The organism is Reichenbachiella sp., assembly GCF_965223055.1.
In the GTDB taxonomy this organism is placed as follows: Bacteria; Bacteroidota; Bacteroidia; order Cytophagales; family Cyclobacteriaceae; genus Reichenbachiella.
The window spans coordinates 422,803-438,835 of sequence record NZ_CBDCVM010000003.1; the positions used below are offsets into that span (position 1 = coordinate 422,803).

A 16,033-nucleotide genomic window follows, 5' to 3' on the forward strand; every position below is an offset into this window, starting at 1 on the left:
AGTTGTATGAGGTCAAATTTATTCTTTTTAACAAAAAGATACGCTGTCTTATTATTAATTTGATCAACGGAATTTTATCTGCACGATACTTGTTAGCTCAGTATCTATAAATTTTTTACCATGAAATACCTTCTTGTACTACTTATTTTAATATCGACAGTTCCGGTTAAAGCTCAACCCTCACATGAGACATTTGATGCCTTACTCAAAAAACATGTAGACGGTGATGGAGGGGTTAATTACAGGGCTTTCAAAAGCGACGAGCAAAAACTCAATAGCTATTTGGAAACGCTAAAGCAAAATGCACCTTCAGATTCTTGGAGTAACGACGAAAAACTGACGTACTGGATAAACACTTATAATGCACTGACTATCCAATTGATTTTAAAGTACTACCCTGTCAAGAGCATCAAAGATATTGGCTCCTCCATTCAAATTCCTTTTGTGAATACGCCTTGGGACATTGAGTGCTTTGAAGTAAATGACAAAGAACTTTCACTCAACAATATTGAACATGGCATAATTCGTAAGAATTTTGAAGAGCCACGCATTCACTTTGCATTGGTATGCGCAGCGGTGTCTTGTCCAAAATTGCTCAACGAAGCTTATGAAGCCAGTCGACTTGATGCTCAGCTCACGGATCAAACCAAATCCTTCTTGGCCAACACCAGCAAAAACAAAATCAGTACAGACCGATTGGAACTCTCGAAAATTTTCAACTGGTACGGTGGTGATTTCCGTAAAAATGGAACATTGATAGATTTCTTAAATCAATACTCTTCAGTGGAAATTGGCAAAAAAGCCAAAACTTCATTCATGGATTATGATTGGAGTTTGAATGAGCAGTGAAAATATCATTCAGTCATTTCCCTAACTTGTTCATCTAGTATTTTTATCCCTTCCTCAAAGGTGTGAGGCTCATAGCCCAATACCTCTTTGGCCTTGTCTAAAATAAAACCAGTTTTAGGTGGACGCTTTGCAGGCTGGGAGAAAGTACTTGCATCCACTTTGGTAACTAGAGAGAAGTCCAGCTCAAAATATTCTGCTGTCCTTTTCGCCATATCAAAAGGTGTGAGCATTTCCTCACCAGAAATGTTAAATACTCCAGAGGCACCCTTCATTGCAGTCAAAAAACAGCCCATCGCCAAATCTTCGGCTAAAGTTGGTGTTCTCCACTGGTCATCCACTATTTTGAGTGGCTTCCCGTTTTCAAGATTTTCTTTTACCCAAAGAATGATGTTTGAACGACTCATACCTGGAGTAATGCCATAAACCAACACCGTGCGAAGGATGGACCAATTGCATTTCGCAGCTTTTACAATTTGCTCTGCATCTAGTTTACTTTGCCCATAATAACTTATAGGGTTAGCCTGATCATCTTCTTTATATGGCCCGTTTTCTCCATCAAAAATGAAGTCAGTGGATAGATGAATAAAGTGAGTACGGTGTCTTTCACAAGCTTCAACCAAGTATTTTACAGCATCCACATTCAACTTTCTGCAATTTGCCTGCTCCTGTTCGCACTGGTCTACATTCGTCATAGCTGCAGTATTTATCACAGCATCTGGCTCATACTTTCCAAACACCTCATCGACCTCGTTCTGATTGGAAATGTCCAATTCACAATATTCAAAACGACGAGCCGAAAAGTCAATTCTATTAGTTCCTCGTGAGGTAGCCACAAAGTCTACGCCTTGGTCTAGTAAAAGCTTGACTAATTTTTGTCCTAATAGACCATTGGATCCTGTGATCAGTACTTTCATCGTAAATGGAAAAGTTAACGTATTGATAAGCTGTTGCAAACATAGAAAATTAAATATTTTTTATATTCGCCTAAGTGCCTCAAGACTGACCATCATTTTACAAAATCATATTTTGACCTAATGGAAACTGAAGAGTACCAAAAATCATCGCGGTTTCAATCTGTCCTTCTCATCCTCTCTATCTATGTGGTTATCGAGCTATACATCGGGACTATTGTTGATTATCCGCCACAGCTAAAGAAAATTTTGGCTTGGATAGATTTTAGCATTTGCATGCTTTTTCTGTATGATTTTTTTAATGGTTTCTTTAGAGCAAGCGACAAATGGAAATACTTTAAGGGCAACTGGATAGATTTAGTATCTTCTATACCTACAATCGAAGCCCTTCGAATGGGTAGAATTGTCAGAGTAATTAGAATCCTGAGAGTACTGCGATCTGCCAAGTACATTTTCAATGCCTTTAGCAGAAAGAACAGTTTCAATACTTTTAGAAATTTGATGCTCATTAGCGGAATGATCATCTTATTTTTTACGCTTAGCTTTTATCATCTCGAAAGACATGCCAATCCACATATTACCTCCATGTCGGACAGCCTCTGGTGGACGACTGTCACCACCATTACTGTGGGGTTTTTACAGGATATTCCGCCCGTGACGGTCGAAGGAAAATTCCTGAGCGTTGCACTAATTCTATTGGGAATGATCATGTTTTCTACACTGACCGGTACGATTACAGACTACTTCATCGAAGATGAGGACATCCAGGAGAACATTGACCAACTCAAAGAAAAGGTAGAGTCTCTAGAGCAAAAGATAGACTTGATGACCAGTAAAATTGATCAACTCAATAAATAAAACACAAGAAAAATGGCTCCGTTTGACACTTTAGGAAATCAGTCGAAGTTGCCTAAAATAGACGTGGATCTGTATCTTCAGCGCATCAAATGTCCACGAGAAAGAGTACCAAACCTTCGGTATCTGAAAACACTACACAGAAACCATGTATTCCATGTGCCTTTCGAAAACCTTGACATTCATTTGGGCAATCAAATCATATTGGATGTTAAAAAATTATTTACCAAAATAGTCCTTAACAAGCGTGGTGGATTTTGTTTTGAGTTGAATGGCCTATTCTACCACTTGCTTTCTCAACTAGGATTTACCTGTCACCTCATTTCTGCACAGGTTTACAAAGATGGTGAATGGGGTTTGCCATTTGAGCATGCGGCTATTCTTGTATATTTTGAAGACAAAGTCTATTTGGTAGATGTGGGTTTTGGTGATCTTTTTTTACAGCCTCAATTGTTACAACCAGGGCAGATACAAATGGACTTCAACCGATATTTCAGAATTGATAAAACCATTGATGAAGAATATATTATTCTCCTTTCTGAGAATTCAATAGACTTTGAACCAAAATACCTTTTTTCAGACAAGGAAAGACAACTCATTGAGTTTATTGATATGTGCGATTATCATCAAACTCATGAAAATTCACATTTCAGAAAGAAAAAAATGATCACGCGCGCTACCCCCAATGGTCGAATCACCCTGACAGACTCAAAACTGACCACTACAATAGCTGGGAAAAAAGAGGAACAAAACATCTTGAATTTTGACGAATTTCGTGTGAAGCTCAAAGAGCACTTTGGTATTCAATAATTCAGAATGCCTTAGACCAATGCATCCCAAAGTACCTCTACCGGATGTTTGGCAATTTTGCCTGTGCCATCTTTGATCTGATGACGACAGCTGGTACCCGGCGCGGCAATGATGGTGTCCGATGGAGCTTTTCTTACCGTAGGAAACAGTACTAATTCGCCCACTTTCATCGAAACCTCGTAGTGATTTTTTTCATACCCAAAGGAACCAGCCATACCACAACAGCCTGAAGAAATTACCTCCACTTTGTAATTTTCTGGAATGGAAAGTGTGTCCTTTAGTGTTTGAATAGAAGACAGTGCTTTTTGATGACAGTGTCCATGGACTTTCAAATTTCGTTGCTCGCGCGAGAAATTCGTCTTTTTGATATTTCCTCTTCTAGTTTCGCGAGCCAAAAACTCTTCTATAGTCATTGAAGCATCAGCCAATGCTTTAGCTTTTTCTCTCCATTGATCATTCACCAAGTCTGGATATTCATCCCTGATAGTCAGAATCGTAGAAGGTTCTACACCAATCAAGGGCACCTCATTGGACACCAAATCGCTCAACAACTCTACGTTTTGATCGGCAATCGTTTTGGCTTTTTTCACCATGCCTTTAGAAATCAATGCCCGACCAGATTCTCTGTGCTCAGGTATGACAACATTATATCCCAACTTGCCCAAAAGTTTGATAGCTTTAATCCCTATTTCGGCATCCAAGTAATTGGTAAATTCATCGCAAAAGAAGTAGACCTTTTTGTCTGACTGTCTACTCAATAACTTTCCTTTTTTTGCATTATACCAACTGCTCACGGTTCGGTTAGCTATAGGAGGCATGGAACGGTCTTGGTGTACACCCATTACAGCCTTAGCTATTCCACCTGTCAGTTTATTGCCAAATACAAAATTGTAAAGTGAAGGAACTTTAGAAGCCAGCTTCATATTTGTCGCAAACTCTCCCATCATTCTGGTCTGGATGGGCAAGCCATTTGCATCATAGTAATTCTGCTGAAACTCAGCCTTAAGGCGAGCCATATCTACATTGGAAGGGCACTCGGATTTACAGCCTTTGCAGGATAAGCACAAGTCCAGTACCTCTTTGATTTCTTCATTGTCAAATTTATTCGCCTGATCAGAATTGGTAAGGATTTCTCTCAGGATATTGGCACGGGCTCTGGTGGTATCTTTCTCATTTTGAGTAGCCATGTAGCTTGGACACATGGTACCTCCACTACCCGCGGACTTTCTACAGTCTCCGGAGCCATTACACAACTCGGCTGAGCGAAGAACACCTTGATTCTTATCCCAATTGAAATAAGTTTTGATCTCATCATCTTTCTGATCTGCAGTATAGCGCAGACAAGAGTCCATAGGGGGGGTATCGGTGATTTTTCCGGGATTGAAAATCCCTTTGGGGTCCCACGTCCTTTTTATCTCTTTGAGTAACTCATAGTTTTTTTCGCCAATTTGCTCCTTGATAAACTCGCCTCTCAAACGCCCATCACCATGCTCTCCACTCAAGGAACCTTTGTACTTTTTTACCAGTTTAGAAATCTCCTCAGCGACCACTCTAAACATTTTATGGCCTTCTTCGGTCTTGAGATTGAGAATAGGTCTCAAATGCAACTCACCAGAGCCCGCATGGGCATAGTGCACACAGCTCATATTGTACTTGTCAAGGGTCTCGTTGAATTCTTTGATATAAGCAGGGAGATCATTAACGTCTACTGCCGTATCCTCGATGACAGGTTGAGCTTTGGCGTCCCCAGGGATATTGGCTAATAAGCCCAGGCCAGCTTTACGCAAATTCCAAATTTTGCCCACATCACCTCCTTTAAGTACAGGAAAATGGTAGCCCAATTTTTCCTTCTTCAAGTCACTTATCAAGTCCAAGACCAGATTGTCCAAGTCTTCTTCATTGCCCGCAGCTAACTCAACCACCAAAATGGCTCCAGGGTCACCTTCAATGAAAAATCTATTTTTTTGTTGCTCGATGTTCTCTTTAGTACACTCTAGAATATAGTGGTCGATCAATTCACAAGCATGGGGTCCATATTTGAGTGCTACCAGATTAGCTAATAGCGATTCATTCACATCTTTGGAGTGAATGCAAACCAGTGCTTTGTCTTTTGGCGGAACAGGAATTGTACCCACCTTGATTTCAGTGATAAACATTAAAGTACCTTCGGAACCTGCTACCAGTTTACAGAAATTAAATGGTTCGCCGCTTTCAGTGAAAGGTTGATTAATGGCCAAAAGGTCTATGGCGTATCCTGTGTTTCTTCTTGGGATCGAAGGCTTTGGGAATTCTTTTTCTATTTCTGCTCGATGTGCTTTAGAGGAAAGCATTTCCTGTACATTTCGATAGACTTCACCCTCGAGAGTCTGAAGCTTCAGTTTCTCCTCAAATTCATTCGCCGAAAGACTGGAAAAAGTAACTTCGCTACCATCCGATAAATAACCCGTAACTTCGATCAGATGCTCCCTGGTGCTGCCATAAACCACGGAATTGGAGCCGCAGGAATTGTTGCCCACCATACCTCCGATCATGGCTCTATTGGCGGTAGAAGTCTCTGGCCCAAAATACAGACCAAAGGGTTTCAAATGTCTATTCAGGTCGTCACGAATTACACCTGGGTGTACTTTTACCCAATTTTCATTCTCGTTGACTTCCAGAACTTTATTGAAGTGTTTGGAAACGTCTACAACTATACCACTACCCACCACCTGACCAGCCAAAGACGTTCCAGCAGTCCTTGGAATTAAGTTGGTGCCTTGTTCATTGGCGAATGCAATAAGGGCTTTAATATCAGCTTTGGTCTTAGGAAGTGCCACAGCCAATGGCATCTCTCTGTAGGCTGAAGCATCAGTAGCATAAAGCTTGCGTAATGTTTCATCCCAGTATAGCTCTCCTTCGAGCCTCTTTGCCAATCCTTTTAGTGCACTTTCCATGGCGACAAAATTATGGATTTAACAACATAATCGTGTTTACCTTAGATGTACTTTTCGTTAGTGCCGGCTAATTTTAAATTATTATAAATTTCAAGACCAATTATTAAAAATATAATATGGTCTAGTTTAACTTCATCCTTTAATTTAAAAATCAATGAAGATGAATCTATTCAAAAAAGGAATGACCCTGTTATTGGTAGTGGTTATAGTAATATCAAACGCCACTGCTCAAAAAACACTGAAAAAAATAATAAAAAACGGTGAATTAAGAGTGGGCCTTACAGCTGATCAACCACCATTTTCCATGAAAAACAAGTCAGGTAAAATCATAGGCTATGAAGTAGACATGGCTGAATTACTTGCCCAATCTATGGGTGTGAAGCTACAACTTGTTCAACTTCCTTTCAATGGTTTGATAGAAGCTTTAGATGGAGGCAAAGTTGATATAGTTATGTCAGGTATGACAATCACCCCTGAAAGAAATCTGAAAGTAGCATTTGTAGGACCTTATATGGTATCAGGAAAATCTATATTGACAAAATCCAATGTATTAGCACAAACTCAAAGTACAAAACAATTAAATGAAGGTTCCAGAATAAGCGTGGCAGTCCTTGAAGGTTCTACAAGTCAATCCTTCGTTGAAACATTCCTTGATAATGTAGAAGTCACCAAGGTTGATAATTATGACGAAGGGATCAACCTCGTGAGGAAAGACTTGGTCAATGCATTAATTGCAGACTACCCATTCTGTGTTATTTCTGCCATGAAATATAGAAGCGAAGGGATGGTAGCCTTAGACCAACCTATCACTATCGAGCCAATAGGTGCTGCAATTCCCAAAAATGATCCATTGTTTCTTAACCTTGTTCAGAACTACATGAATTCTTTAGAATTAGCTGAAGTATTTGATGTACTATCTGCTAAATGGTTGGAAGATGGGATGTGGATGCTAGAAGTAGAATAAACTAAGAGATTGATTATTTTTAAGGCGATAACCATGTGCATGGTTATCGCCTTTTTAGTCTAACATCGCTTCTAATGGATCAAGAATTTTCTAACATGAAAAAATGGCAGCAAAAAATTCATGAGGTCATCTTCGGCTATCATACCACTGCGGGTCGAATTTTTGACTTGGCTTTGCTTGTAGCAATTGTTGCTAGTGTTTTGGTTGTCATGCTGGAAAGTGTCAATGACATAGAGGCTCACTACGGCAAAGAACTTAGAATGATAGAATGGGGCTTTACTTTTCTCTTTTCCGTCGAATACATTGCTCGAATATTATCTTCCCCAAGGCCTTTAAAATATGTCACCAGTTTTATGGGCATTGTAGATTTACTCTCTCTGATTCCTACTTATCTCAGTTTCTTTTTCGTCGGTACCCACTCTTTATCTGTGATTCGATCTTTTAGATTGATTCGTGTGTTCAGAATCTTAAAGCTCACACACTTTATGGGTGGAGCACAGCAACTAGGTACTGCGCTTTGGAGTAGCAGACACAAAATTGTCGTGTTTATGGGAACCGTAGTGTGTATAGTTGTGATAGCTGGCACCATGATGTATTTGATTGAAGGTGGCGAAAATGGTTTTACTAGCATTCCTAAAAGCATCTATTGGGCTATTGTGACAATTACTACAGTAGGATATGGTGACATTGCACCTCAGACCATTTTTGGCCAGACTGCTGCTTCGGTATTGATGATCCTCGGATATGCAATCATTGCTGTCCCCACTGGAATTGTGACTAGCCAAATGATGGCAGATGCCAAGAAAATTGGGACGATCACTTGCTCAAATTGTGGGGAAGAAGACCTGCCCAATCACTCGAGGTTTTGCTTAAATTGTGGTGCTGGATTTCGTCGGAAGTCAGAATCCTAGTTCACATTAAGTATAGAAAACGAGAAGAGTTATTGCCATCCAGGTGAAAAGTAAAACTGGCCAGTAAGAAATTTTAACCAACAGATTGTCTTGATAGTGTAAAAACCGTTTCTCATTCTTACTCTTGATAAAAGCTACTACATTGATGGCAAGCAATGCCATAATCACATACATGGTTAAATAAAAACTCTCTATGTAAGTAAGGGATGGTGTATTCAAACGCCTTCTAAGGTCTATGTGTGCTACCAGAAGCACAAAAAAGAATCCGGCACAACTCTGTACAGCGCCCATCATGCTTACGCCAGACTTATCATTTTTGTCCTTCGTATTGCTATAAAATATGAGGAAGATCATGGAAGCGACCACAAGAATAGGTATGATATTCATGACTAGAACGTTTAACAATCTACGTTTTAGGTTGATGGAGAATTTCATTATCGGAAATTCATTTAGACCACTAAATTTCTGGTGACCAAAACGATCATGAAAATTGACCAAATCAAATGAAAACTGCGTGGATAGCAGTTCTGAGTCATTTAAATAAATGTCTTGGTTGATACCTGGCGTACTATATGGCAATATATCAGAGTAACCATCCACATCTGGCACCAAGAGTATCCCAGAATCTACATCGGGATACATGATTTCGATTTTCACATCTCGGACATCGAATGGGTATTTTGAGTAGTCAAAAGGCATTTTCAACATCACCTTTACTGACCATGTATGTGTTATATAATTCTTGTCTTCTTTTTCTGAAATTTTAGTGATCAAAGTACGCCCAGCTAGAGCTTCCTGTGGAAACCTCAATCCGGCATCATAAAATCTTGCAAGCTGTTTGGGCCACTTTTGCCACACTTCTCCCCGAATAATGACATTATAAGAATCTCTAAACTCAAATTCTTCTACAAAAATACCAGTAGCTACTGGTATGAATTTTTGTAAGCCCAGCTTGAATACTTTTTGATTTTCGCTGTTTATAAATGCACCAAGGCTCGTTCTACTATCAATAAAAACTTCGGCATCATTCCCTTGTGCGTCATCATAATTGAGGTTGAGATACCACATCACAACAATGTTCCCGACAATCACGACAGAGAGGTAAATAGAAATGGACCAGAGCTTCCTTCTTGTGGAGGTATTTTTTTTGATCAGCAGCAATAACAATAAAAAAACAACTCCTGATACGCTCAAACAAATCCGCACCAATTTAAATTGAACAAGCCTTGCTCCTCCCAGTAGATCTGAAGAATTGAAAATCACGATGGTTTTCCAGTTCACATTAGGAATTTCTGCATAGAAGATATAGGACTGTTTTCCGGAATATCTACTATAGCTCATATTTCCACTTTTAGTCAAAGAAATGACATCAACAAAATCTTCAAATCCAAGCACTTCAGCCATTGTGGGCAATGACAAGTCAAGTATGTATTCCGATATGGGATGGGCAACGAGGTTTCCGGCTTCTGAAAAAACCATGATCGTTCCGGTCTGACCTACGGCTAGAGAATCCATTTTTGCTCCCATTTTTTTTAGATCCAAAGTCAGGGAAATGACACCAGAAGGCTGAGATTCGTCATCCAAATAAAATGGTATACCGTAATCTGCTACCAACAACTTTGCACCCGTTCCGAAATAGGGGTCTGTCCAATAAGGTCCATTTTCTTTCAAGGGCCCTAGATACCACTCGTTGGTCGCAATGGTATCCGAAGTATAATCATATTTTTCTTCTAGCTGGATCACTCTACCTTGACGCTTATCATAATAGGGTGAAAAAAGTTCAAATGTATCTTCGACCACTACTGGCTCATAGGCCACAGTAACCCCCTGAAGGTAATAGAGGTCTCTACTTGTACTTTCCACCAACTCTATTGTCTCCTCCTGAGACAGATTTTGAGACTCTACTATATCTTTTACTCTTTCTCCTTCGGCGATAATTTCATCTAAAATGGAAATAATCTCTTCTTGAACAAGATCTAAAGACTCCTGACCCAAACGCACGCTTTCTTTTTCACGACTGTTCATATAATCCATGTACTCATAGATAAAATATGAACTGACCAAAGTGAGTGCTATTGTTAAAAGAATATATGTCTTGCTTCTAATATAAATCATGTAATTGAGCAATCATCTAGTTATAAAATACTAATAGTGTAATCATCATCCAACAAAATAAAAGTACTGGCCAATAAGAAATTTTTACAATCAGGTTGTCTTCATAGTGAAGCAATCCGGATTGAGTTTTGCTCTTAGTGAATGCAACCACATTAATCGCCAATAAGGCCAAAATAACATACATGGTAAGGTAAAAGCTTTCTATATAAGTTAGTGAAGGTGTACTCAAACGTCTTCGGAGGCCTATGTGAGCTACAAGAAGTACAAAGAAGAATCCGGCCGAACTTTGCACTGCTCCCATCATACTCACACCTGACTTATCATCTTCATCCTTAGTGAGACTATAAAAAATCAGAAATATCATCGAAGCGACTACCAAAATTGGAATAATATTCATAACCATCACGTTCAACAATCTTCGCTTGAGATTTATCGAATATTTCATGATTGGAAATTGACTCAATCCATTGAACTTTTTGTTTCCAAAACGATCATGGAAATTCACCAAATTGAATGAAAATTGAGTGGACAACAGTTGCGAATCATTTAAGTAAATATCCTTATTGATTCCTGGAGAGCTATACGGGAGAATGTCTGAGTAGCCATCTACATCTGGAACAAGTAAAATACCCGATTCCACATCCGGATACATAATTTCGATTTTTACATCTCGAACATCAAACGGATATTTTGAATAGTCAAACGGCATTTTGAGCATTACCTTTACCGTCCAGGTATGAGTTACAAAATTCTTGTCTTCTTTTTCTGAAATCTTTGTAATTAATGTTCTCCCTGCTAAAGCTTCTTGAGGAAAACGGATCCCCGCGTCATAAAATCTTGCTAAATGTTTGGGCCATTTTTGCCAGACTTCTCCTCTAATAATCACATTGTAAGAGTCTCTAAACTCAAATTCTTCTACAAAAATACCTGTAGCGACCGGAATAAACTTTTGCAAGCCCAGTTGTGATACTTTTAGGTTCTCGTTGTTTATAAAAGCGGCTAAGCTGGTTCGGTTGTCTATGAAGATTTCGTTGCTTGTACTACGAGAATTGTTAAAATTGAGATTGAGATACCACATCACCATGATATTAACCACAATAATGATCGAGAGATACACAGAAATGGACCAAAGCTTTCGGTTGATACTCGCTTTAGGGTTGATAATAAAAAGAAAAATCATGAAAACTATACCTGACAAACCATGACAAATCCTAATCAATTTGAAATGCAGCTTTTCCGCAGGCCCAAGCAAATCCTCAGAATTGAAAACCACAAGGGTTTTCCATTGCACATGAGGAATTTCAGCATAGAAGGCATAAACCGTCCTTCCCAAATAACTAGTGTAGTCTGTATAACCTTCCTTAGTCAGTAGCATGATATCCACCATATCTGCCAAGCCCAATTCCTCAGCTATAGATTGTAAATCTACATCTAGTATGTATTCGGAAATGGGATGAGCAACAACGTGGCCACTTTCGGAAAAAATCATAGCCGTACCAGTCGAACCAATTGCCAGAGAATCCATTTTTGCCCCGAGCTTTTTGAGATCCATAATAAGAGATATGACACCAGAGGGCTTCTTAGACCCTTCAAGGTAAAACGGCAGTCCATAATCCGCTACTAAAACTTTTGCTGCTGTACCAAAGAAAGGATCGCTCCACTCTGGTCCTTCGTTTTGGAGAGGGCCATAATACCAAATATTTGTTGAAACCGTATCTGCAGTGTAATTATACTTTTCCTCAAGCTGAATAACTCTACCTTGATGTTTGTCATAAAAAGGAGCGAAAAACGCTCTCGTAGAGTCAAACTCATACGGTTCATAGGCAATAGCCACTGCCTGGAGGTAAAACAAATCCCTGCTACTTTTTTCAACTAGACTCCGTACTTCTTCTGCTGTCAAGTTCTGGTTTTCGACAATCTCTTTTAACTTGGCTCCTTCTTCAATTACACCATTCAGGATGTCTTCAACTTGACTATGCGCTTTTTGCAATGATTCATTCCCTGCTTCAATGCTATTCTCTCCTCTCTCATTCATATAGCTCATCAAATCATATATGAAAAAAGCAGTAAGTGCTACTAGCACTAGAGTGATGACAATAAAAGTTTTGTTACGAAAATTAATCATGAAACCCAGTCGGTTGCCCAAAGAAATACATTAACCATCGTTTCTTGATCCGTTGTATTTGAATCTTCTGGAAATACCCAAACCGAAAGTATAATCATTTCCAGCATCCAATAAGTATCCACCATTCAAATCAATTTGTGTTTCAGAGTTAATGAGGTAAATAAAAGAAGTGTGCAATTGCTTCCAATCTTCATGATGCCAGTATTCACCTGTCACAGTCACCTTATTACCAATTGCATAGGCTAAAGTGAGATCACCAAAATATCCTCCTGATGTATATCCAACATTAAAGTAACCCGTCAGGTTATCGGTGAGTCCTTTTTCAAATGAAGCTCGATAACCAATTAGATTTAACACATCATTCTCTATACCCACATCCATCGTAAATCCAACACCCAACTTTCCATCTTGTGGTTTAATCATCATCCACTTCAACCCAGCAATTACTTCTCTACTTTCTAATGTAGGAATCAAAAACCTAATTTCAGTAGACTTCGAAATAGAAGCCCTAATAAAAGCATCATACGCCCATTCGTTGCCTTTAATATCAGAATATTGAGCTCCTTGTTCCCATTGAAAACTATTTTCTGGCAATACCCAAGGCCCGATAGAAAGTGTTGGTCTTTCTGTGGATATTGACTCTTGAGCTATTGTATGCTGAGTTACGAGCAATAGCCCAAAGGAAAAAAGTAAGAGTTTAGATCTAAAGAAGATACTAGCCATGGTTTGAGTAATTTGTACGAATCCATTAATTTAAAACTTATCTGCTTCTTTATTATCTATTATAGAAATAATTCAAATCCATCGTTATAAAAGCTGCTTACCCAATTAATTCTTATTTTTGAATGACCAATTCTTGAAAATTACCATTTGGTAATTCCATTGGCAACAAATTTTCATTTTCTCGTTTAGATAAATATATGAAGTTGAAGGGTAAGGTAAAAAATGTTATAGCGCTGGGACTGGCAGTACCTACACTACTGCTTGGAATCTTTGCGTTTTCCTCAGAAGACAAACATTTTGAAATGGCGAAGAACCTTGAAATTTTCGCCTCACTTTATTCCGAAGTGAATAAATATTATGTGGATGATGTAAACCCTAATCAATTAATCAGGACAAGCATAGATGCCATGCTTGAAAAATTAGACCCATATACTGTCTATATTCCAGAAGATGATATTGAAGATTTCAGAACTAATGCTACTGGAGAATATGGAGGACTGGGAATTCAATCCAACAAAATCAATGAAAAGCATGTGGTATTGAACCTATATGAGAATTCTCCTGCTATGAAGGCAGGTATAAAAATAGGCGATGTAATCACTGCAGTGGATGGCGTTCCATTGGCCAATTTATCCGACGAGCAAGCAGGCAAATTAATGAAAGGCCAATCCGGCTCAGATATAAAAGTTGACATTTTGAGAAATGATAAGGAAGCACTTAGTTTTCTTACAAAAAGAGAGAAAATTATAATTCCAAACATCAGTTATAGTACTGTCCTTGAAAATTCTACTGGCTATTTAAGATTGAGTGAATTCACTAGAGACGCCGCTGAAGATGTTAAAAAAACCGTTCTTGAACTGAAGGAGGATGGGGCTACAAGCCTTATTATTGACTTAAGAGAAAATCCAGGCGGACTTTTAAATGAAGCTGTGGATATCTGCAATTTGTTTGTTCCCAAGGGTTCCAAAATTGTTGATACAAAAGGAAAAATAGAGGCACAAAGTCACTCCTACGAGGCTAACGCAGAACCATTAGATTTAAACATCCCTATTGCTGTGATTATTAACAATGGAAGTGCTTCGGCTTCCGAAATTGTTTCGGGTGTATTACAAGATTATGATCGTGGAGTAGTAATAGGACAAAAATCATATGGCAAAGGCCTTGTTCAGGTGTCAAGAAAATTGTCATTTAATTCACAGCTAAAAGTGACAACGGCAAAATACTACATTCCAAGTGGCAGGTGTATTCAAGCATTAGACTATGCCAAGAGGAAAGCAGATGGTAGTGCTACTAAAATGGCTGATTCATTGAAAACCGAATTTCGGACTACAAACAATAGAGTAGTATACGATGGAGATGGAATAGATCCTGATATCTTCATCGAAGAAGTTACTTCCTCATCATACGCCAAAAACTTATCAGAAAGTGGCTTGATTTTCGACTACGCAACCAAGTATTATTTTGATCATGATAGCATAGACTCTCCGCAAAATTTTAAGTTGTCTGATGAAGAGTATTTAGATTTTGTCGAATGGATGGAATCCAAAAGTTTTGACAATCCTTCTCAAGTAGAAAACACTTTGGAAGTATTGAAGCAAGCTGCGACAGAAGATGATGTTTATAACAAGTTGATCACTGAAATTGAAGACATAACTGCCTCTGTTGAAAAAATAAAATCTAACGGACTCACAGCTTTTGAATCAGAGATCAAGTCCATGCTAGAAAGGCAAATCATATTAAGGTATTATTACACCTCTGGTCTGGTAGAAGCAGCTCTCAACAAAGACAAAGAAATAAAGGAGGCACTCCGTGTTTTAGCTGACTCTGAAGCTTACACTGCAAAACTCGCCGGTTAGATTATCTCATCGTGATCTAATATATTACGCTTTCATTCCGACTCTTATGTACGAAAACCTGGATCATGTTGTCCTCTCTTTCAATAAAGAATCTTTGCTTTTGCTGAATGCATGCATTGCTCTCATCATGTTCGGGGTAGCACTTGATCTTAAAATAGAGGACTTTAAATATTTATTAAAATCGCCAAAAGCTATATTCGTTGGATTAACATCTCAGCTTATTCTTCTTCCGCTGCTCACTTTTGTTTTAGTGTACTTTCTAGAACCATCGCCCAGTATGGCTTTGGGCATGATGTTGGTTGCAGCATGTCCCGGTGGAAATGTCTCTAATTTTTACGCGAGCCTCTCTAATGGCAATATAGCTTTATCAGTAAGCCTTACGGCCATTACCTCTTCCATTGCATTTTTGGCTACGCCACTAAATTTTATGTTTTGGGCCAATCAATACGGACCAACCGCTGCAATTTTACAAGCAGTAGAACTTGACCTGCTAGATGTGATCGTAACGGTTGTTTTTATACTTGTTATTCCGCTATCGCTAGGCATGTATGTCAGTAAAAAATTTCCAAAAACCACAATAAGAATAGCTAAACCAATAAAGCGCCTTTCTATTTTAATTTTTGCTGGATTCGTGGTTGGTGCACTATCGTCAAATTTTGACCACTTCGTCAATTACATCCTGAATTTTCTGTTTCTAGTTCTGATTCATAATGCTCTAGCCTTAACCACAGGCTTTTCATTATCTAAAATTTTTAATCTAGGGCAAGCTGATACAAGGAGTATAACAATTGAAACAGGAATTCAAAATTCTGGTCTTGCTCTGGTTATCATCTTTGAGTATTTCAATGGATTGGGAGGCATGGCCATAATAGCCGCCTGGTGGGGGGTCTGGCACTTGATTTCAGGAGCTCTCATTTCATGGCAATGGTCCTCACGCCCATCACTGGCAATGCCCCAATAATTTTACTTTTACACCATTTT

Annotated in this window: 12 protein-coding genes; 7 read left to right on the plus strand and 5 right to left on the minus strand. The window is 38.8% G+C overall.

Annotation, left to right across the window (positions count from 1 at the left end; all coding sequences use genetic code 11):
• Positions 1–120 precede the first annotated feature (120 nt).
• Entirely contained in the window at positions 121–849 is a 729-nt protein-coding gene (locus ACOQO5_RS02365) for a DUF547 domain-containing protein (protein WP_420580074.1), read from the plus strand.
• Positions 850–854: 5 nt separating this feature from the next.
• On the opposite strand, the gene ACOQO5_RS02370 is transcribed toward ACOQO5_RS02365, so the two are convergent.
• Positions 855–1,763 carry an SDR family oxidoreductase gene (locus ACOQO5_RS02370; protein WP_420580075.1) on the minus strand — a complete coding sequence of 303 codons (909 nt, stop codon included), beginning with the start codon at positions 1,761–1,763 and terminating at the stop codon, positions 855–857.
• Positions 1,764–1,883: 120 nt separating this feature from the next.
• Between ACOQO5_RS02370 and ACOQO5_RS02375 the strand changes: the two genes are divergently transcribed.
• Positions 1,884–2,618 (plus strand): ion transporter, encoded by a 735-nt coding sequence (locus ACOQO5_RS02375; RefSeq protein WP_420580076.1) that lies wholly within the window; start codon positions 1,884–1,886, stop codon positions 2,616–2,618.
• A gap of 12 nt (positions 2,619–2,630) precedes the next feature.
• Positions 2,631–3,425: an arylamine N-acetyltransferase family protein gene (locus ACOQO5_RS02380; protein WP_420580077.1), complete on the plus strand. Its 795-nt coding sequence runs from the start codon at positions 2,631–2,633 to the stop codon at positions 3,423–3,425.
• Between the two features lie 11 nt (positions 3,426–3,436).
• On the opposite strand, the gene ACOQO5_RS02385 is transcribed toward ACOQO5_RS02380, so the two are convergent.
• Complete coding sequence (locus tag ACOQO5_RS02385; protein WP_420580078.1) at positions 3,437–6,358, minus strand: FAD-binding and (Fe-S)-binding domain-containing protein; 2,922 nt, start codon at positions 6,356–6,358, stop codon at positions 3,437–3,439.
• Positions 6,359–6,518: 160 nt separating this feature from the next.
• On the opposite strand from ACOQO5_RS02385, the gene ACOQO5_RS02390 reads away from it, so the two are divergent.
• Complete coding sequence (locus tag ACOQO5_RS02390; protein ID WP_420580079.1) at positions 6,519–7,322, plus strand: transporter substrate-binding domain-containing protein; 804 nt, start codon at positions 6,519–6,521, stop codon at positions 7,320–7,322.
• Positions 7,323–7,396: 74 nt separating this feature from the next.
• A complete protein-coding gene (locus ACOQO5_RS02395) occupies positions 7,397–8,233 on the plus strand; it encodes an ion transporter (protein ID WP_420580080.1) in 837 nt (278 codons plus the stop codon).
• Between the two features lie 6 nt (positions 8,234–8,239).
• On the opposite strand, the gene ACOQO5_RS02400 is transcribed toward ACOQO5_RS02395, so the two are convergent.
• From ACOQO5_RS02400 to ACOQO5_RS02410, 3 genes are read right to left on the minus strand one after another with little or no spacing between them, the layout of a single operon-like run.
• Complete coding sequence (locus ACOQO5_RS02400; protein WP_420580081.1) at positions 8,240–10,348, minus strand: PDC sensor domain-containing protein; 2,109 nt, start codon at positions 10,346–10,348, stop codon at positions 8,240–8,242.
• Between the two features lie 16 nt (positions 10,349–10,364).
• Complete coding sequence (locus tag ACOQO5_RS02405) at positions 10,365–12,473, minus strand: hypothetical protein (protein ID WP_420580082.1); 2,109 nt, start codon at positions 12,471–12,473, stop codon at positions 10,365–10,367.
• A gap of 30 nt (positions 12,474–12,503) precedes the next feature.
• Positions 12,504–13,196: a hypothetical protein gene (locus tag ACOQO5_RS02410; protein ID WP_420580083.1), complete on the minus strand. Its 693-nt coding sequence runs from the start codon at positions 13,194–13,196 to the stop codon at positions 12,504–12,506.
• A gap of 197 nt (positions 13,197–13,393) precedes the next feature.
• Between ACOQO5_RS02410 and ACOQO5_RS02415 the strand changes: the two genes are divergently transcribed.
• Positions 13,394–15,052, plus strand: coding sequence for a S41 family peptidase (locus tag ACOQO5_RS02415; protein WP_420580084.1), 1,659 nt, complete (start codon positions 13,394–13,396; stop codon positions 15,050–15,052).
• A gap of 46 nt (positions 15,053–15,098) precedes the next feature.
• Positions 15,099–16,013, plus strand: coding sequence for a bile acid:sodium symporter family protein (locus ACOQO5_RS02420; RefSeq protein WP_420580085.1), 915 nt, complete (start codon positions 15,099–15,101; stop codon positions 16,011–16,013).
• Positions 16,014–16,033: the final 20 nt, after the last annotated feature.